General features: G+C 66.4%; 17 protein-coding genes. 9 read left to right on the top strand and 8 right to left on the bottom strand.

The window, feature by feature from the left end; translation table 11 throughout:
• Window positions 1-3: 3 nt before the first annotated feature.
• A complete protein-coding gene (locus P0086_RS17200; RefSeq protein ID WP_275787741.1) occupies window positions 4-858 on the top strand; it encodes an NlpC/P60 family protein in 855 nt (284 codons plus the stop codon).
• 30 nt (window positions 859-888) lie between these two features.
• Here P0086_RS17200 and P0086_RS17195 read toward each other — a convergent pair whose 3' ends face one another.
• The 5 genes from P0086_RS17195 to P0086_RS17175 all read right to left on the bottom strand — a co-directional run bounded on the left by P0086_RS17195 (window position 889) and on the right by P0086_RS17175 (window position 7,745).
• Window positions 889-1,848: a glyoxylate/hydroxypyruvate reductase A gene (locus P0086_RS17195; RefSeq protein ID WP_275787739.1), complete on the bottom strand. Its 960-nt coding sequence runs from the start codon at window positions 1,846-1,848 to the stop codon at window positions 889-891.
• Between the two features lie 13 nt (window positions 1,849-1,861).
• Window positions 1,862-3,502, bottom strand: a complete 1,641-nt coding sequence (locus tag P0086_RS17190) for an ABC transporter ATP-binding protein (RefSeq protein ID WP_275787737.1) — start codon at window positions 3,500-3,502, stop codon at window positions 1,862-1,864.
• A gap of 8 nt (window positions 3,503-3,510) precedes the next feature.
• Window positions 3,511-4,659 (bottom strand): ABC transporter permease, encoded by a 1,149-nt coding sequence (locus P0086_RS17185; protein WP_112594543.1) that lies wholly within the window; start codon window positions 4,657-4,659, stop codon window positions 3,511-3,513.
• On the bottom strand, window positions 4,659-5,741 hold the full coding sequence (locus P0086_RS17180; protein ID WP_112612691.1) for a microcin C ABC transporter permease YejB: 1,083 nt from the start codon (window positions 5,739-5,741) through the stop codon (window positions 4,659-4,661). Before P0086_RS17180 ends, P0086_RS17185 begins: the two co-directional genes overlap by 1 nt.
• A gap of 150 nt (window positions 5,742-5,891) precedes the next feature.
• Window positions 5,892-7,745 (bottom strand): extracellular solute-binding protein, encoded by a 1,854-nt coding sequence (locus P0086_RS17175; RefSeq protein WP_275787733.1) that lies wholly within the window; start codon window positions 7,743-7,745, stop codon window positions 5,892-5,894.
• Window positions 7,746-7,952: 207 nt separating this feature from the next.
• Between P0086_RS17175 and mepA the strand changes: the two genes are divergently transcribed.
• From mepA to P0086_RS17145, 6 genes are all read left to right on the top strand, one after another.
• On the top strand, window positions 7,953-8,987 hold the full coding sequence (gene mepA, locus P0086_RS17170; RefSeq protein ID WP_275787990.1) for a penicillin-insensitive murein endopeptidase: 1,035 nt from the start codon (window positions 7,953-7,955) through the stop codon (window positions 8,985-8,987).
• Between the two features lie 105 nt (window positions 8,988-9,092).
• On the top strand, window positions 9,093-9,467 hold the full coding sequence (locus P0086_RS17165) for a methylglyoxal synthase (protein WP_112609487.1): 375 nt from the start codon (window positions 9,093-9,095) through the stop codon (window positions 9,465-9,467).
• A gap of 69 nt (window positions 9,468-9,536) precedes the next feature.
• On the top strand, window positions 9,537-10,562 hold the full coding sequence (locus P0086_RS17160) for a glucokinase (protein ID WP_112594550.1): 1,026 nt from the start codon (window positions 9,537-9,539) through the stop codon (window positions 10,560-10,562).
• A gap of 117 nt (window positions 10,563-10,679) precedes the next feature.
• On the top strand, window positions 10,680-12,491 hold the full coding sequence (locus P0086_RS17155; RefSeq protein ID WP_112608779.1) for an ABC transporter ATP-binding protein: 1,812 nt from the start codon (window positions 10,680-10,682) through the stop codon (window positions 12,489-12,491).
• Window positions 12,488-13,306 carry a 4-hydroxy-tetrahydrodipicolinate reductase gene (gene dapB / locus P0086_RS17150; protein WP_275787727.1) on the top strand — a complete coding sequence of 273 codons (819 nt, stop codon included), beginning with the start codon at window positions 12,488-12,490 and terminating at the stop codon, window positions 13,304-13,306. The genes P0086_RS17155 and dapB overlap by 4 nt, the downstream gene beginning before the upstream one ends.
• A gap of 34 nt (window positions 13,307-13,340) precedes the next feature.
• On the top strand, window positions 13,341-13,976 hold the full coding sequence (locus P0086_RS17145) for a 2,3-bisphosphoglycerate-dependent phosphoglycerate mutase (protein ID WP_112594556.1): 636 nt from the start codon (window positions 13,341-13,343) through the stop codon (window positions 13,974-13,976).
• Window positions 13,977-14,073: 97 nt separating this feature from the next.
• On the opposite strand, the gene P0086_RS17140 is transcribed toward P0086_RS17145, so the two are convergent.
• Together P0086_RS17140 and P0086_RS17135 are read right to left on the bottom strand one after the other, a co-directional pair.
• Complete coding sequence (locus tag P0086_RS17140) at window positions 14,074-14,946, bottom strand: bifunctional helix-turn-helix domain-containing protein/methylated-DNA--[protein]-cysteine S-methyltransferase (protein ID WP_112612696.1); 873 nt, start codon at window positions 14,944-14,946, stop codon at window positions 14,074-14,076.
• Between the two features lie 82 nt (window positions 14,947-15,028).
• Window positions 15,029-15,529, bottom strand: a complete 501-nt coding sequence (locus P0086_RS17135; protein WP_112608775.1) for a DUF2244 domain-containing protein — start codon at window positions 15,527-15,529, stop codon at window positions 15,029-15,031.
• Between the two features lie 22 nt (window positions 15,530-15,551).
• Between P0086_RS17135 and nth the strand changes: the two genes are divergently transcribed.
• A complete protein-coding gene (gene nth / locus P0086_RS17130; protein WP_148651423.1) occupies window positions 15,552-16,316 on the top strand; it encodes an endonuclease III in 765 nt (254 codons plus the stop codon).
• A gap of 7 nt (window positions 16,317-16,323) precedes the next feature.
• Here nth and P0086_RS17125 read toward each other — a convergent pair whose 3' ends face one another.
• Window positions 16,324-16,896 carry a TetR/AcrR family transcriptional regulator gene (locus tag P0086_RS17125; protein ID WP_275787718.1) on the bottom strand — a complete coding sequence of 191 codons (573 nt, stop codon included), beginning with the start codon at window positions 16,894-16,896 and terminating at the stop codon, window positions 16,324-16,326.
• Between the two features lie 82 nt (window positions 16,897-16,978).
• Between P0086_RS17125 and P0086_RS17120 the strand changes: the two genes are divergently transcribed.
• Window positions 16,979-17,404: a VOC family protein gene (locus tag P0086_RS17120; protein WP_275787716.1), complete on the top strand. Its 426-nt coding sequence runs from the start codon at window positions 16,979-16,981 to the stop codon at window positions 17,402-17,404.
• Window positions 17,405-17,406: the final 2 nt, after the last annotated feature.

Genomic DNA, 17,406 nt, shown 5'->3' with positions numbered 1-17,406 from the left:
GTCATGAACGCCCTGCCCGATCGCCGTCTGAACGCCTATCGCCCCGATCTCGCCGAAGAGGCGCTGCGGGGACGCCTCGACGCCCCGCGCTATACGGCCGGCACGCCGGCGACGGTTTCCGCAGCCGTCGTGGCGCTGCGGCCCCGACCGGACGCCGGCGCCGGCATCGATACCGAACTCCTCTACGGGGAGACGCTGCGCGTGCTGGACAGGGCGGACGGCTGGGCCTGGGTCAAGGCCGATCTCGACGGCTATGTCGGATACCTGCCGGAAAGCGCCCTCCGCGAGGCCGCCCCGGATGCGACGCACGTCGTTGCCGTCCCGCGGACCTTTGCCTACAGCGGCGCGGACCTGCGCACCCCCGCCGCCTTCGCGCTCTCGCTCGGTAGTCGGCTAAACGTCGTCGGCGAGACCGAAACCCGGGGCACGCGCTACCTGACGCTCGACGGCGGACAACATGTCGTGGCCGCCCATTGCGCAGCGGCCGGCCGGCCGATCGGCGACGACTACGTTTCGATCGCCGCGCGGCTTCTGGAGACGCCCTACCTGTGGGGCGGCCGGAGCGGCTTCGGCATCGACTGCTCCGGGCTGGTCCAGCTTGCGATGCTGATGACGGGCCGATCCGTGCCGCGCGATTCCGACATGCAGGCGGCCGGGCTCGGAAGCCCGATCGACCGGGCCGACCTCCGGCGCGGCGACCTGGTGTTCTGGAAGGGCCACGTGGCGATCATGGAGGACGAAGAGACGATCCTGCATGCCAACGGCAACACGATGAACGTGGCCCGGGAGGGCCTTTCGGCCGCCATCGAACGGATCGGCTGGCTGCATCAGCAACCGACCGGCTATCGCAGGCCCTGACCGGCTCGACCTGATCGTTCCGCGCGGCGGTCAGTAGCCGGCGGCGCGGTCGACGACGTGCTCCAGCGGCTGGCCGGCTTCGACGCGGGCCATCTGGCGCTCGACATGGGCGAACAGGGCGCCGACATCGGATGCGGCGGCCGCATGCGGCGTGACGAAGATCTTCTCGTGGGTCCAGAGCGGGCTTTGCAGCGGCAGCGGCTCCGTCTCGAACACGTCGAGCGAGGCGCCGGCCAGGACGCCGCGATCGAGTGCTGCCAGCAGGTCCGCCTCGACCTGGCTGCCGCCACGGCCGGCATTGACGAAGACCGGCCCGCCGAGGGCTCCCCTGCGGCGAAGCCGTGCGAACAGGGCAGCGTTGAAAAGACCGCGCGTTTCGGCGGTCAGCGGCAGCAGTCCGACCAGGATGTCGGTGCGGGCCAGGAATGCGTCGAGCCCGGCCGTGTCGAAGGTCTCGATGCCTTCGATCTCCTTCTTGCGCCGCGACCAGCCGATGACGTCGAAGCCCATGATCTTCAGCTTGCGCGCCGCATCCTGGCCGAGCACGCCCATGCCCATGATGCCGACCGTCACCTGGGCGGCCTCCGGCTGGGCCAGCTCGTGCCAGAAGCGCTTGCGGTTCTGCGCCTCGTAGGCCTTGAACTGGCGCAGGTGCAGCAGGCACTGCATCACGATCCATTCGCTCATCCGGTTCGTCAGCGTCGGGTCGACGAAGCGGACGACCGGAACATCCGGCAGACCCGGCAGGGTCATGACGTGATCGACGCCGGCGCCGCCGGAAAAGACCACCTTGAGGTTGGAAGCCCGGGTGAAGAGATCGGCCGAGGGCCGCCAGACGACGGCATAGTCGATCCCGGAAAGATCGCGGCTGCGATGGGCCGGAAGCGCCAGGTCGATCACCTCCCGGCCGGCGAACGCCCCCTTGAGCGCGGCGGATACCTGCTCCCGGTCGAATTTCAGATCGAGGATGACGGGGCTCTTCTTCTGCACGTTGCGCTACCTGCTATTGGCGGATCACGTCGGACTTCACGGCCGCAAGGTCGAAGGCAGCGGCCATCAGCGCCTTCGTATACGGCATTTCCGGGGCTTCGATGATGCGCTCCGCCGGCCCCTTCTCGACGACCTTGCCGGCGCGCATGACGATGATCTCGTTTGCCAGCGCGCGCACGACCTTCAGGTCATGACTGATGAAGAGATAGGCGAGATTATGCTTCGCCTGCAGGTCGCGCAGGAGGTCCACCACCTGGGCCTGCACGCTCATGTCGAGCGCCGAGGTCGGCTCGTCCAGCATGACGAATTCGGGCTTCAGCACCATGGCGCGGGCAATCGCGATGCGCTGGCGCTGGCCGCCGGAGAATTCGTGCGGGTAGCGCCAGCGGGTGGTCGCGTCGAGGCCGGTCTCCTCCAGGGCGGCGGCGACGCGGCGGTCGCGCTCGTCGGCCGAAAGCGCCGGTTCGTGGATCGCGAGCCCCTCGCCGACGATGTCTGCGACGGACATGCGCGGCGACAGCGAGCCGTAGGGGTCCTGGAAGACGATCTGCATGCGGTTCCTGAGCGGCCGCATCTCGCGGAAGGAATAGTCGGCGATGTCCTTGCCGACGAAGGCGATCCTGCCCTTCGAGGCGATCAGCCGGGTCAGCGCCAGGCCGAGCGTCGTCTTGCCGGAGCCGGATTCGCCGACGACGCCCAGCGTATGGCCGGCGCGGAGCCTGAGATCGATGCCGTCGACCGCCTTCACATGGTCGACGACCTTGCGCATGAACCCGGCCTTGATCGGGAACCAGACCTTGACGTCGTCGGCTTCCATGATGACGGGCTTGCCGTCGTCGGCCGGCAACGGCTTGCCGCGCGGCTCGGACGCGAGCAGGTGACGGGTGTAGTCGTGCTGCGGATCGGTGAAGATCGCCTCGACCGGGCCGCTCTCGACGATCCGGCCCTTGGTCATCACGCAGAGCCGGTCGGCGAACTTGCGCACGATGCCGAGGTCATGGGTGATGAAGAGCATGGACATGCCGTGCTGGTCCTTGAGCTGCTTCAGAAGCTCGAGGATCTGCGCCTGGACCGTGACGTCGAGCGCCGTCGTCGGCTCGTCGGCGATCAGGAGCTCGGGCCTGTTGGCGAGCGCCATGGCGATCATCACACGCTGTCGCTGGCCGCCGGAAAGCTCGTGCGGATAGGCCGAAAGCCGCTTCTCCGGCTCGCGGATGCCGACCTGGTTCAGGAGCTCCAGCGTGCGCGTACGCGCCGCCGCCCCCTTGATGTTCTGGTGCAGCTCGAGGATCTCGCCGATCTGCCGCTCGATCGGATGCAGCGGATTGAGCGAGGTCATCGGCTCCTGGAAGATCATCGTGATGTCGTTGCCGCGCACCCGGCGCAGCTCCGCCTCCGATGCGTTCATCAGGTCCTGGCCCTTGAAATGTATCGAGCCGGAGGGATGGCTCGCGGCCGGATAGGGCAGGAGCTTCAGCACCGAATTGGCGGTCACCGACTTTCCCGACCCGGATTCGCCCACGAGCGCCACGACCTCGCCCCGGCCGATCTCGAAGGAGACGTGGTCGACGGCGACCGATGTCTTGCCGCCCTGGTGGAAGGCGACCGACAGATCCTCGACCTTGAGGATCGGCTCGCTTTTCTTCTCGTTCATGGCAGCGCTCACCGGAAGGTCTTCCTCGGATCGAAGGCATCGCGGGTCGCCTCGCCGACGAAGATGAGGAGCGACAGCATCAGCGACATGATGACGAAGGCGGTCAGGCCGAGCCAGGGCGCCTGCAGGTTCTGCTTGCCCTGGGCGATCAGTTCGCCCAGCGACGGCGAGCCGGGCGGCATGCCGAAGCCCAGGAAGTCGAGCGAGGTCAGGGTCGTGATCGAGCCGGACAGGATGAAGGGCAGGAAGGTCAGGGTGGCGACCATGGCGTTCGGCAGCAGGTGCCGTACCATGATGGTGCCGTTGCCGACGCCGAGGGCGCGCGCGGCATTGACGTATTCGAAATTGCGCGCCCGCAGGAATTCCGCGCGCACCACGCCGACGAAGCCGACCCAGGAAAACAAAAGCATGATCGACAGCAGGATCCAGAAGCCGGGCGGCAGGATCGCCGAGATGATCAGCAGGATGTAGAGCACCGGCATCGACGACCAGATCTCGATGAAGCGTTGCATCAGAAGATCGGTCCAGCCACCGAAATAGCCCTGCACGGCCCCGGCGGAAACGCCGACGACGGCGGAGGCGATCGTCAGCGCCAGCCCGAACAGGACCGAGATGCGGAAGCCGTATATGACGCGCGCGAGCACGTCGCGCGCCTGGTCGTCGGTGCCGAGCCAGTTGAGGTTGCCCAGCGTGCAGTTGCGATCGGCCGCACCGTTCGGATAGCCCGCGCAGCGTTGCTCCTCGCCCATCAGCCAGAACGGTTTCGTCGGCGCGGAATGGGGGATGTTGGAATTGACGGTGCGGTAGGAATAGCGGATCGGCGGCCAGATCATCCAGCCGTTCGCCTCGATCTCGTCGCGAATGAAATCCGACTTGTAGTCGGTCTCGGCAAGGAAGCCGCCGAACTTCTCCTCCGGGTAGTTCACCAGCACCGGAAACAGGATCTCGCCCTTGTAGGAGGCGATCACCGGCCGGTCGTTGGCGACGAATTCGGCGCAGAGGCTGATGCCGAAGAGGACGAGGAAGATCCAGAGCGACCAGTAGCCACGGCGGTTGGCGCGAAAATTCTCCCAGCGCCTCTTGTTGGTCGGCGACAGCAGGCCGCGCCGCGGCGGTTCGGTCGGAAGCGCCTTGCGGGTATCGGGGACGGCCGCCATCAGACGTCCCTCCGCTCGAAGTCGATGCGCGGGTCGACCCAGGTGTAGATGAGGTCGGAGATCAGGCTGACGACCAGGCCCATCAGCGAGAAGATGTAGAGGGTGGCAAAGACGATCGGATAGTCGCGGCGGACGACGGCGTCATAGCCGAGACGCCCGAGGCCATCGAGCGAGAAGATGTATTCGATCAGAAGCGAGCCGGTGAAGAAGGCCGAGATGAAGGCGCCAGGGAAGCCGGCGATGATGATCAGCATGGCATTGCGGAACACGTGGCCGTAGAGCACCTGCCGCTCCGTCAGCCCCTTGGCGCGGGCGGTGACGACATACTGCTTCTTGATCTCGTCGATGAAGGAGTTCTTCGTCAGGAGCGTCGTGGTGGCGAAGGCCGACAGCAGCAGCGTGATCAGCGGCAGGGTCATGTGCCAGAGGTAGTCGAGCGGCTTCTGCCACCACGGCAACTGCCAGAAATCGTCGGAGACGATGCCGCGCAGCGGGAACCAGTCGAAGAAGGAGCCGCCGGCGAAGACGACGATCAACAGGATGCCGAACAGGAAGCTCGGCACCGCATAGCCGACGACGATGATGGCGGAGGTCCACATGTCGAAGGGCGAGCCGTCGGAGACCGCCTTCTTGATGCCGAGCGGGATGGAGATCGCGTAGGAGAGGACCAGGATCCACACGCCGAGCGAGATCGACACCGGCATCTTCTCGACGATCAGGTCGACGACGGAGGTGTTGCGGAAGAAGCTCTCGCCGAAATCGAAGCGGATGTAGTTGCCCATCATCGTCAGGAAGCGCTCGAGCGGCGGCTTGTCGAAGCCGAACTGCTGCTCGAGCTTGGCGATGAATTCGGGATCCAGGCCGCGCGCGCCGCGATAGCCGGAGGAGGCATCCTGCGAGAAGTCCTGCAGCATGTCGCCGCCGCCCGACAGCCGGTCGCCGCCACCCTGGCTGGTGAGGTCGGAAATGACCTGCTCGACCGGGCCGCCGGGGGCGAACTGCACCACGATGAAGGAGATCGCCATGATGCCCACGATCGTCGGGATCATCAGCAGCAGCCGCCGGAGGATATAGGCGCCCATCAGCCCCGCCCCCGCTCGCCTGCGGATGCCCTGCCGCGCCCTGTCGCCCTGTCAGCTGTCAAAACCGCCCGATCCCCGATTCTCGTCCCGCTGTCCGCGGTGATTCGTGTTTGCGTCATTTGGGGCGCCGGAGCGCCCCAATGCAAGCGCTCAGTCCTGCTTGACCTCGGTCGACCACCAGGCGTCGGGGAAGCCGAGGCCATAGGTGGGCAATTCTGCCGGCCGGGTGATCCGGTTCCAGTAGGCGATCGGATCCGTCATGCGGTAGTACATCGGCACGACATAGTGATGGTGGAGAAGCACACGGTCCATTGCACGGGTTGCGGCAACGAGTTCCTCGCGGTCCTTGGCGAAGATGATCCGATTGATCAGCGCATCAACGGCAGGATCGGCGATCCCGGCATAATTTTGCGAACCCACGCGCGACACCGAGGATGAGCCCCAGTAGTCGCCCTGCTCATTGCCCGGATGCAGGGACTGACCCCAGACGTGCCATGTCATGTCATAGTCGAAATCGCGGGTTCGATTGGTGTATTGCGACGGATCGACGGTGCGCAGCCTCGCATCGATGCCGATCCGCTTGAGATTGTTGGCGTAGGGTAGGGCGACTCGTTCCAGCATGGGGCTGGACAGCAGGATCTCGAAGGAGAGCGGATGACCGCTATCGGCCTTCACCATCCGGTTGCCCTTCAGCACGTAGCCGGCATCCTTCAAGAGGGCGACCGCCTTGCGCAGGTTCTCGCGCTGCCTGCCCGGATCGCCGCCGACCGGGTTTTCGAAGGGCTCGGTGAAGACGCTCGGCGGCAGCAGATCCCTGTACTCGTTCAGGATTTCCAGCTCCTTGCCTTCGGGCAGGCCGGAGGAGGCCAGCTCCGTGCCGAAGAAGAAGCTGTTGACCCGCTGGTACTGTCCGAAAAAGATGGTCTTGTTCAGTTCTTCGAAGTCGAAGGCATAGCCCAGCGCCTCGCGCACGCGTTCGTCCTTGAACATCTCCTTGCGCATGTTCGGCACCATCGCCTGCATCACACCGCTCGCGCGGCGGCGGTTGGGGACCTCCTCGCGCTTGACGCGGCCGTCCTTGACGGCGGGGAAGTCATAGCCCGTCGCCCAGCGGCTCGCCTGGTTCTCGAACCAGTAGTCTACATTGCCGGCGCGGAAGGCCTCGAACTCGACGTTGCGGTCGCCGAAGAAGGAATATTCGATCCGGCCGAAATTGTTCTGGCCGACGTTGACGTTGAGGTCCTTGCCCCAATAGTCGTCGCGCAGCTCGTAGGTGATCGTCGCGCCCGGCGAGAAGGCGGCGATCCTGTAGGGGCCGGAGCCCATCACCGGCTCGAGCGTGGTGCGGGCGATGTCGCGCTGCTTGCCGGCGGCGTCCTTGCCCTCCCACCAGTGCTTCGGCACGACCGGGAACTGGCCGAGGATCTGCGGCAGCTCGCGATTGTTCTTCTCATCGAAACGGAAGGTGACGTCGCGTTCTCCCGACTTCTCCGCCGAGACAACGTGCTGGTAGTAGTTGGTGTAGAGCGGATTGTGCTCGATCACCTTCTCGAAGGAGAAGATCACATCCTCCGGCGTCACCGGCTGGCCGTCCGCCCATTTCGCCTCCGGGCGCAGGCGAAAGGTCGCAGACGAGATGTCGTCGGGATAGGAAACACCCTCCGCCAGCAGGCCGTAGGAGGTGGTGACCTCGTCTTCGGAGGATTTCATCAGCGTGTCGAAGACCAGGGAGATGCCGACCGCCGCCTCGCCCTTGGCGAGCAGCGGGTTGAAGGTGTCGAACGTGCCGGCATCGGACAGCCGGAGCGTGCCGCCCTTCGGCGCCTTCGGGTTGACGTAGTCGAAATGCGCAAAGCCGGGCCGGTATTTCAGATCGCCGACCGTGGAGATGCCGATCCGCCATTCGGGGGCCGTCTCTTCGGCGCTTGCGGAGGCGAACAGCGAAGACGCAGCCGCCGCGGCAAGGATGAGCCCAACGAATTTTGCGGATCTGCGTAACCTCATGCCAAGCCCCTTGTCCTTGTTCGTTGCTGTCGTCTGCCGGAAAGATTAGACGAATTCCGGGCAAAGGACACAAGCCGCCATGAAAGCGGCGATTTTTTGCGGCCCCCTCGCGACTCACAAATCCATTTCCGCGAAAGCGCGTCGTGCTATTTCGCAACGAACGAAAACACGCAATCGATTCCGGACAGCCCGATGTCTTCCATGCTCATGACGCTCCTCTCCCGCCTCGGCGCCGCGGCCGCGCTGCTCGCCGCCGTCGCCGTTCCGCTGCATGCGGAGGAGCGACCGGCCAAGGAACTGTTCGGCGCAAAGGCGCTGCCCACGGTGATGGAGCCGCAGGCCTATGGTTCCTATGCCAAAGGCTGCATCGGCGGCGCCGTGGCCATCCCGACGGACGGCCCGGCCTGGCAGGCGATGCGGCTGTCGCGCAACCGGCGTTGGGGCCATCCGCAGATGATCGCCCTTCTGGAGCAGTTCTCGCAGGATGCGCAAAAGCTCGGCTGGCCGGGACTGCTTCTCGGCGACATCTCGCAGCCGCGCGGCGGTCCGATGCTCTCCGGCCACGCCTCGCACCAGATGGGGCTCGACGCCGATATCTGGTTCACGCCGATGCCGGATCACCGGATGAGCGCCCAGGAACGCGAACAGCTGCCCTTCACCTCCATGCTCGACAAGAGCAAGTTCCTGACGGTCGACTCGCGCCGCTGGACTGCCACGCATGCCCGCCTCGTGATGAAGGCCGCCAGCTATCCGCAGGTCGAGCGGGTCTTCGTCAATCCGGCGATCAAGAAGAAGCTTTGCGACACCTGGCAGGGCGACCGCTCCCTGCTCGGCAAGGTGCGCCCGATCTACGGCCACGACGAGCACTTTCACATCCGCATCAAATGCCCGGCGGGGTCGAGCAACTGCAAGGGCCAGGCTGCCGTGCCGGCCGGCGACGGCTGCGACAAGTCGCTCGCCTGGTGGTTCACCAAGGAGCCCTGGGCGAAGCCGAAGCCGAGCTCGAAGCCGGTGAAGCCGCGCTACGTCAAACTCTCGGACCTGCCGAAGTCCTGCGCGGCGGTGCTGGCGGGACCCGCGCCGTCCTCCGAGCAGGCGGTCACCTATGGCGGCGGCGCGGCGATGGCCTTTGCCGCGCCGCCCGCGGCCGACGACGGGATCGCCGCGGTGATCGCCGCCGATGGCGGTGCAGAGCCGGCAGGCGTCGTCCCCGTCCCCCTGCCGCGGCCCTCGCTGCAGTGAGGCTGCCTGCGGCGTCGAAAGCGGCTTTTCATGCAGGGCGCCCTGCTGTACACAGCGTCTAATCGATTTAAACCGACGACCATGCCGCTTGAGGTGACCGCGTCCATGCCGCTTCCGAAGACCATCGCGCTCATTGCCCATGACGAGAAGAAGGACGAGATGGCGGAATTCGCCAGGCGGAACGAGGCTGCCCTGAAGCCCTGCAGGATCTTCGCCACCGGCACCACCGGCGCCCGGGTGCAGGCGGCCTGCCCGCACCTCGACGTGACGCCGCTGAAGAGCGGGCCGCTCGGCGGCGACCAGCAGATCGGCGCGCTGATCGCCACCGGCGAGGTCGACATGCTGGTGTTCTTCGTCGACCCGCTGACGGCCATGCCGCACGACGTCGACGTCAAAGCCCTGATGCGGCTTGCGATCGTCTACGACATCCCGATGGCGCTCAATCTCGCAACCGCCGAGCGGCTGGTTGCGGGCGGCTGACAACAGTGGCAAAAGCCTTCGGGTGAGATTCAAATCGCGGCCTGCGGGCCGGCGGGAAAACGAGACATCATGGTAAAGTCGACCCACGGCGAGAACGCCCTGCCCTTTCCCATCCTGATCGGCGACATTGGCGGCACCAATGCCCGCTTCGCGCTGCTGCTCGACGCCTTCGCCCCGCCGAAGGAATTCCCGATCGTCCAGACGGCGCAGTTCGAGACCATCGACGAGGCGCTGCAGCGCTCGATCCTCGACAAGAGCTCGGTCCAGCCGCGTTCGGCCATCCTGGCGCTCGCGGGCCCGATCCAGGGCAACGAGGTGCCGCTGACGAACTGCGACTGGGTCGTCCGCCCGCACGACATGATCGCCAATCTCGGGCTGGAAGACGTGTTGCTCGTCAACGATTTCGAAGCCCAGGCTTTGGCGGTCGCCGCGCTTTCCGACGGCGACCGCGAGCAGATCGGCGGCGGGGTGGAGAATTTCACGGCATCCCGTGCCGTGCTCGGCCCCGGCACAGGCTTGGGCGTCGCCGGACTGGTGCATGCCATGCACACCTGGATCCCCGTTCCCGGCGAAGGCGGCCATATCGACATCGGGCCGCGCAGCGAGCGCGACTACCAGATCTGGCCGTTCCTCGAGCCGATCGAGGGCCGCATGTCCGCAGAGCAGGTGATCTGCGGGCGGGGCATCATGAACATCTACCGCGCGATCTGCGCCGCCGAACGCCGCGATGCCACGCTGGACACGCCGGCTGCCGTCACCGGCGCCGCACTGTCGAAGTCCGACCCGGACGCCATCGAGACGGTGTCGCTGTTTTCGACCTATCTCGGGCGCGTGGCCGGCGACATCGCCATGATCTTCATGGCCAAGGGCGGCGTCTATCTCTCCGGCGGCATCTCGCAGAAGATCCTGCCGGCGCTGCGTGGGCCCGAATTCCGGGCCGGCTTCGAGGACAAGGCCCCGCACACGGAAATGCTGCGCGAGATGCCCACCTTCGTGGTCACGCATCCGATGGCCGCACTCGCCGGGCTCGCCGCCTTTGCCCGCATGCCCGACCGCTTCGGCGTGGCAAGCGAAGGACGCCGCTGGAAGAGGTAGAGGCTCGTACGTCCTCAACGCCAGACTCGCCAAACGCGGCGCAACGCACTATAGAGCGCCGCAACAGGCGTCCCGGATGCCAAGGGCGCCGAACGCCGCTGCAGGAAAGATGGGTTATTGAGCGAAAAGCACCGTAGCGATCGTCACGTCAGTGCCGAAACGATCACGGGCGTTCTGAAGCGCGTCATTGCGGAGAACGGGCGCGATCACATTCGCGGCTACATCTTCGCGATCTTCTGCCTCGTCGTCGTCGCCGGCTCCACCGCCTTTACCGCCTGGATCATGGAGGCGGTCGTCAACGAGGCCTTCGCCAACCGTCGCGCGGATCTCGTCGCCTGGATCTGCGGCGCGATCCTCGTTGCCTTCATCCTGCGCGGCTTTGCCACCTACGGCCAGGCGGTGACGCTGTCCAAGATCGGCAACAACATCGTCGCCAACTACCAGCGCCGGCTTTATTCGCACCTGATGAGCCTCAGCGTCGGCTTCTTCAGCGAGGCGCGCTCGGCGCGGCTGGCGGCCCAGATCAACCAGAACATCAACGGCATCCGCGACGTCCTGAACATGACGGTGACGTCGATCGCCCGCGATTTCCTGACGCTGGTGTCGCTGATCGGCGTGATGATCTCGAAGGACGCGCTGCTCACGGCGATCGTCTTTTTCGTGGCGCCGCCGCTGCTGCTCGGCCTGCGTTACGTCTCCAAGCGGCTGAAGTCGGCCACGCGGGAATCGGTGCTGATCAACAGCCATGTGCTGGGCGCCATCCAGGAGACCATCCAGGGCATCAGCATCGTCAAGGCGTTCACGATGGAGGACCAGCTCCGCGCCAAGGTCGAGACGATCATCGAGCAGGCGGAGAAGCGTTCCAACCGCATCGCGCGGCTGTCCGAGCGAACCGCGCCGATGACGGAAACCTTTGCCGGGGTGGCGATCGCGAGCGTGCTCGGCTACTCGGCCTACCAGGCGATCTATGGCGGCGTGCTGCCGGGCGCCTTCTTCGCCTTCATCGCCGCGCTCCTGATGGCCTACGACCCGGCCAGGCGGCTCGCACGGCTGCAGGTGTCGATGGAACGGGCCGTCGTCAATGCGCGGATGATCTACGAGATCCTCGACATCGAGCCGCACCAGCGCGACCGGCCGGATGCAAAGCCGATCCGGATCGAGAAGGCCGAGATCACCTTCCGCAACGTCTCCTTCGCCTACGGCAGCGGCAAGAGCATCCTGAACGGCGTCAGCTTCGTCGCCGAGGGCGGCAGGACGACGGCGCTCGTCGGGCCGTCGGGCGCGGGCAAGTCGACGGTGATCAGCCTGATCCCGCGCTTCTACGATCCGGCGGAAGGCGAGATCCTCATCGACGGCCAGGACATCGCGCATGTGACCAAGCAGTCCCTGCGCAACAACCTCGCCTATGTCTCGCAGCAGCCGTACCTGTTCGAGGGCACGATCCGCGACAACATCCGCTACGGCCGCCCGGATGCGACCGATGCGGAGGTGGAGGAGGCCGCACGGCTCGCCTATGCGCACGAGTTCATCCTCGGCCAGCCGCAGGGCTACGACACGCCGGTCGGCGAGAACGGCATCACGCTGTCGGGCGGCCAGCGCCAGCGTCTGTCGATCGCCCGCGCGCTGGTGCGCAACGCGCCGATCCTGCTGCTCGACGAGGCGACCTCGGCGCTCGACACCGAATCCGAACAGGCGGTGCAGAAGGCGCTGGAGCATGCGATGAGCGGACGGACCGTGGTCGTCATCGCCCACAGGCTGTCCACGATCGTCAACGCCGACAAGATCATCGTGATGCAGAGCGGCACCGTCGCCGAGGAAGGCTCGCACGACGTCCTTGCCGGGCGTCCCGACGGTCTCTACGCTCGGCTGCACAATCTGCAGGGACCCGGCGGAAATCCGCAGGAAGCGGGGAAGGAAACAGGAGAATGATGGCAGGGGACATGAAGCTGGTCGTGGTCGGCGCCGGCGGGCGCATGGGCCAGACGCTGATCCGCACGATCCATGCGATCGCGGGCGCACGGCTGTTTGCCGCGGTCGAACGCCCAGGCTCCCCCTTCGTGGGCAAGGACGCGGGCGAACTCGCGGGGCTCGGGCCGATCGGCGTCAAGGTGACGGACCGGCCGCTCGAGGCCTTCGTCGAGGCGGAAGGGGTGCTGGACTTCACCGCGCCCGCCGCAACGGTCGAGTTCGCGGGCCTCGCCGCACAGGCGCGGATCGTCCATGTGATCGGCACGACGGGCTGCTCGGCCGACGACGACGCCAAGATCGCCGCGGCCGCCCGCCATGCCCGCATCGTCAAGTCGGGCAACATGAGCCTCGGCGTCAACCTGCTTTCGGTCATGGCCGAGCAGGCGGCGCGCGCGCTCGACGCCGCCGACTGGGACATCGAGATCCTCGAAATGCATCACCGCCACAAGGTGGACGCGCCGTCCGGCACCGCACTGCTGCTGGGCGAGGCGGCCGCGCGTGGGCGCGGCATCGCGCTGGCCGACCATTCCGTCCGGGTGCGCGACGGCCACACCGGCGCGCGGGCGCCGGGCACCATCGGCTTTGCGACGTTGCGCGGCGGATCGGTCGTCGGCGAGCATTCGGTGCTCTTGGCCGGGGAAGGCGAACTGGTGACCCTGTCGCACAGTGCCGGCGACCGCGCCATCTTCGCGCGCGGCGCGGTCAAGGCGGCGCTATGGGCGCGTGACAGGAAGCCCGGCCTCTACTCCATGCTCGACGTGCTCGGGCTCAACTGATCCCCCCATCTCCAAAGCGAGGAGCGAAGACCACATGAGCGGAACCCTTGTCCTTGTTCGCCACGGCCAGAGCGAATGGAACCTGAAGAACCTGTTCACCGGCTGGAAGGACCCGGACCTGACGCCGCTCGGCATCGAGGAGGCCAATGCCGGCGGCAAGGCGCTCGCCGACACCGGCATCAAGTTCGACATCGCGTTCACCTCCGACCTGTCGCGCGCGCAGAAGACCTGCCAGATCGTGCTGGACAAGGTCGGCCAGCCGAACCTCGAGACGATCCGCAACCAGGCGCTGAACGAACGCGACTACGGCGACCTCTCCGGCCTCAACAAGGACGACGCCCGCGCCAGGTGGGGCGAGGAGCAGGTGCACATCTGGCGCCGCTCCTATGACGTGCCGCCGCCGGGCGGCGAAAGCCTGCGCGACACCGGCGCCCGCGTCTGGCCCTACTACCTGACCGACATCCTGCCGCGCGTGCTGGCCGGTCAGACGGTGCTGGTCGCCGCGCATGGCAACTCGCTGCGCGCGCTCGTGATGGTGCTCGACCGGCTGACGAAGGAACAGGTGCTGAACCTCAACCTCGCGACCGGCGTTCCGATGGTCTACAGGCTGAACGCGGATTCGACCGTGGCGTCGAAGGACGTGCTGGGCGACATGTCCGGCGCGCACTGAGCGCTTCCTGCCTTCCACGCACACCATGGCCTCCGGAAAGATCTTTTCCGGGGGCCTTTTTCTAAGCTCGGCCGACGACCTCCACGCGGCGCAGCGCCTACGCCTTGCCGGCTTCCCAGCCCAGCATCGCCCGCTTGCGGGTGAGGCCCCAGTGGTAGCCGGTGAGCGCGCCGCTCTTGCCGAGGGCACGATGGCAGGGGACGACGAAGGAGATGGGGTTGCGGCCGACGGCGGCGCCGACGGCGCGCGAGGCGGTCGGCTGGCCCAGTTGCCCGGCGATGTCGGAATAGGTGACGGCCTTGCCGAGCGGTATGCGCAGCAGCGCCTCCCATACGCGTATCTGGAAATCCGAGCCGATCAGGACGATGCGCAGCGGTTCCTCCGGATGCCAGCGCTCGGGATCGAATATGCGCGCGGCATAGGGCGTGGTCGCCTCGTCGTCGCGGATATAAGTCGCGTTCGGCCAGCGGCAGGTCATGTCGTCGAGGCAGGCCTGCTCGTCGCCGTCGTCGGCGAAGGCGAGGCCGGCGAGTCCGCGGTCGGTGATCATCACCAGCGCCTGGCCGAAGGGCGAGACATGGAAGCCGTAGCGGATCGTCAGGCCGGCGCCGCGCGCCTTCCATTCGCCGGGCGACATGGCCTCGTGGGTGACGAACAGGTCGTGCAGCCGGCCGGGGCCGGACAGTCCGACCTCGAGGCTGGTCTCGAGCAGCGGCATCTTCTCCTGGCCCAGCAGCCGCTTGGCGTGATCCAGGGTGACCGCCTGCAGGAAGGCCTTCGGCGACAGGCCGGCCCAGCGGGTGAAGGTCTTCTGCAGTTGCGTCGGCGGCTGCTTCAGGCGGGCGGCGATCTCGTCCAGCGAGGGCTGGTCGCGATAGTCCTCGGTGATCAGTTCGATGACGCGCCGGACGGTCTCGTAGTCCGAGCCTTCCGGGGTGATGTCGGATTTCAGCGTGGCGGCAATGTTCATGGCTTTTTCTCCTGAGTTTCAGGAAACCATGCCGCGGCGGCGGCCGCCACCCGAAACTTGCACCCGAAACTGACCGGGCGCCTCAGTTCCCGCGCTTGACGCGCGCGAGCGCGCCGGCAAAGGCGGCGGCGAAACGCTCCCGATCGTCGAGATGCAGGAAGCCGCCGACGTCCGTCCGGCGCCCCTGCCCGCTCACCGACATGCCGGTGATGCCGATCTCCGCCTTGCGCGCGACGTTGAAGCGCGCCCAGAAGGGATTGAAGTCATGCGCGCTCTCGCGGCCGGCCGGATCGCGCTTGCGGATCGAGATGTTGGTGCGCGACAGGGCGATCCGCTCGCAAGCGCGGGCCGCGCGGTTGTTCAGCCAGAAGGCGCCGAACAGGATCAGGAAGTCGGCGCCGAAGAACATCATCACCGGCCAGGCGCCGGAGAGAAGGAACACGGCCATGTGCGCGAAGGTGAGCGCGCCGGCGATGAGGAAGAAAACGAGGTGGCCTTTCCGGCCGAGCGAGCGGTGCGGCCTGAGTTCGGCGAGGAACACAGGCCGTTCGTTCGCACCGATATCATCGTTGCCATCGCTCATGGCCGATGACTATAGAGGCAGGATGAAAAACACGAAACCGAAATCGAAGGTTGCTCCTGCCGGCGCAGCGAAACGCCGGGTGAGCCGGCCCAGGAGCGCCTATTCCAAGGACGAAATCCGCGAGATCTTCCGGCGCTTCTCGATCCAGCGGCCGGAGCCGAAGGGCGAGCTCGAACACGTCAATCCCTTCACCCTCGTGGTCGCCGTGGCACTTTCCGCGCAAGCGACCGATGCCGGGGTGAACAAGGCGACGCGTGCGCTGTTTGCGGTCGCCGACACGCCGGAGAAGATGCTGGCGCTCGGCGAGGACCGGGTGCGCGACTACATCAAGACGATCGGGCTGTTCCGCAACAAGGCGAAGAACGTCATCGCCCTCAGCCGCAAGCTCGTCGACGACTTCGGCGGCGCGGTGCCGCGCAGCCGCGAAGAGCTGGTGACGCTGCCGGGCGTCGGGCGCAAGACGGCCAACGTCGTGCTGTCGATGGCGTTCGGGCAGGCGACGATCGCGGTCGACACGCATATCTTCCGGATCGCCAACCGCATCTGTCTGGCGCCGGGCAAGACCCCGGACGAGGTCGAGGCCCGGCTGATGCAGGTCATTCCCGACGACTACCTCTATCACGCCCACCACTGGCTGATCCTGCACGGGCGCTACGTCTGCAAGGCGCGCAAGCCGGAATGCGAGCGTTGCGTGATCGCCGACATCTGCAAGTCGCCGGAAAAGACCTGCGACATCCCGGCGCCGCTCGTGGAGCTGCCGCCGCAGGCGATTGCCGCCGCGCAGTGAACGGCACCTATCGGAGGCCGTCGATCAGGCGGACGACGGCTGCCTCATAGGCGGCGCGGTCGCCGCCCTCTGCGATCTCGATCGCTGCGCGATCGAAGGCTGCGGACAGCAGGGCCGTCAGTTGATCCAGCAACGGCTCTGCGCCTTCCAATGGCCGGAGCAGGTCGGACAGGCCGGCGCGCAGCGACGCCTCGGCGTGGCGACGATCGAGTGCCGTGACCGCCTCGGGACCGAGGACGGCCGGCGCATCGAGAAGCAGAAGACGTGTCCTGCCCTTTTTCTGCATCGCATCGAAGTAGCCTTTCGCCCCGAGGAGCAGTGCCTTGCGGGCATCCGCCTCCGATGCGGCCTGCGCTTCGATTTCCTCTGCCACCGCTTTCGCCTCCCGCTCGACGACCGCGAGGAACAGCGCCTTCTTGTCCTCGAAATGGTGATAGAGTGCGCCGCGGGTCACGCCGGCCGCGGCGACGACGTCGGGCGTTGCGGTTTCCGCGTATCCCCGATCCACGAACAGCGCCCGCGCCGCCTCGATGAGTGCTGCGCGGGTCGCCTCGGTCCTGTCCCTGTTGCTGCGGGCCACGATCGCTCCTTTACATACATTCTGCACGTATGATAGATATAAACATGCAGATTGTATGTTGTTCGACAGAGGATGAGAAGCCATGAAATGCACCAGCTACTATCCCGTGATCATGACCGACGACGTCGCCGGCACGGCCGCCTTCTATTGCGCGCATTTCCGTTTCCGGCCGCTCTTTGCCAGCGACTGGTACGTCCACCTGCAGTCGACGGAGGACGAGCATGTGACGCTCGCCATCCTGGACGGGCAGCATGAGACGATCCCGCAGGCCGGTCGCGGCAAGGTGTCCGGCCTGCTCCTGAATATCGAGGTCGAGGATCCCGATGCGGTCCATGCGGCCTGCCGCGCCGCCGGCCTGCCGATCCTGAAGCCGCTCTGCGACGAGGATTTCGGCCAACGGCACTTCATCACGGCCGATCCCAACGGCGTATTGATCGACGTCATCAAGCCGATTGCGCCGAGCGCGGAATTCGCCGCGCTGTACGACGCCTCCGCCCTGCCGTCCTGACC

Source organism: Mycoplana sp. MJR14, from assembly GCF_029210525.1.
GTDB lineage: Bacteria > Pseudomonadota > Alphaproteobacteria > Rhizobiales > Rhizobiaceae > Mycoplana.
This window is presented reverse-complemented; position numbering and strand designations above follow the sequence as displayed.

Excerpts from the sequence above, each read along its gene's own strand:
- P0086_RS17190 (WP_275787737.1), bottom strand. The coding sequence starts at position 3,502 with ATGAACGAGAAGAAAAGCGAGCCGATCCTCAAGGTCGAGGATCTGTCG.
- P0086_RS17200 (WP_275787741.1), top strand. The coding sequence starts at position 4 with ATGAACGCCCTGCCCGATCGCCGTCTGAACGCCTATCGCCCCGATCTC.
- P0086_RS17175 (WP_275787733.1), bottom strand. The coding sequence starts at position 7,745 with ATGAGGTTACGCAGATCCGCAAAATTCGTTGGGCTCATCCTTGCCGCG.
- P0086_RS17135 (WP_112608775.1), bottom strand. The coding sequence starts at position 15,529 with ATGAGCGATGGCAACGATGATATCGGTGCGAACGAACGGCCTGTGTTC.
- P0086_RS17160 (WP_112594550.1), top strand. The coding sequence starts at position 9,537 with ATGGTAAAGTCGACCCACGGCGAGAACGCCCTGCCCTTTCCCATCCTG.
- nth (WP_148651423.1), top strand. The coding sequence starts at position 15,552 with ATGAAAAACACGAAACCGAAATCGAAGGTTGCTCCTGCCGGCGCAGCG.
- P0086_RS17185 (WP_112594543.1), bottom strand. The coding sequence starts at position 4,659 with ATGGCGGCCGTCCCCGATACCCGCAAGGCGCTTCCGACCGAACCGCCG.
- mepA (WP_275787990.1), top strand. The coding sequence starts at position 7,953 with ATGACGCTCCTCTCCCGCCTCGGCGCCGCGGCCGCGCTGCTCGCCGCC.
- P0086_RS17180 (WP_112612691.1), bottom strand. The coding sequence starts at position 5,741 with ATGGGCGCCTATATCCTCCGGCGGCTGCTGCTGATGATCCCGACGATC.
- P0086_RS17165 (WP_112609487.1), top strand. The coding sequence starts at position 9,093 with ATGCCGCTTCCGAAGACCATCGCGCTCATTGCCCATGACGAGAAGAAG.
- P0086_RS17145 (WP_112594556.1), top strand. The coding sequence starts at position 13,341 with ATGAGCGGAACCCTTGTCCTTGTTCGCCACGGCCAGAGCGAATGGAAC.
- P0086_RS17120 (WP_275787716.1), top strand. The coding sequence starts at position 16,979 with ATGAAATGCACCAGCTACTATCCCGTGATCATGACCGACGACGTCGCC.
- dapB (WP_275787727.1), top strand. The coding sequence starts at position 12,488 with ATGATGGCAGGGGACATGAAGCTGGTCGTGGTCGGCGCCGGCGGGCGC.
- P0086_RS17140 (WP_112612696.1), bottom strand. The coding sequence starts at position 14,946 with ATGAACATTGCCGCCACGCTGAAATCCGACATCACCCCGGAAGGCTCG.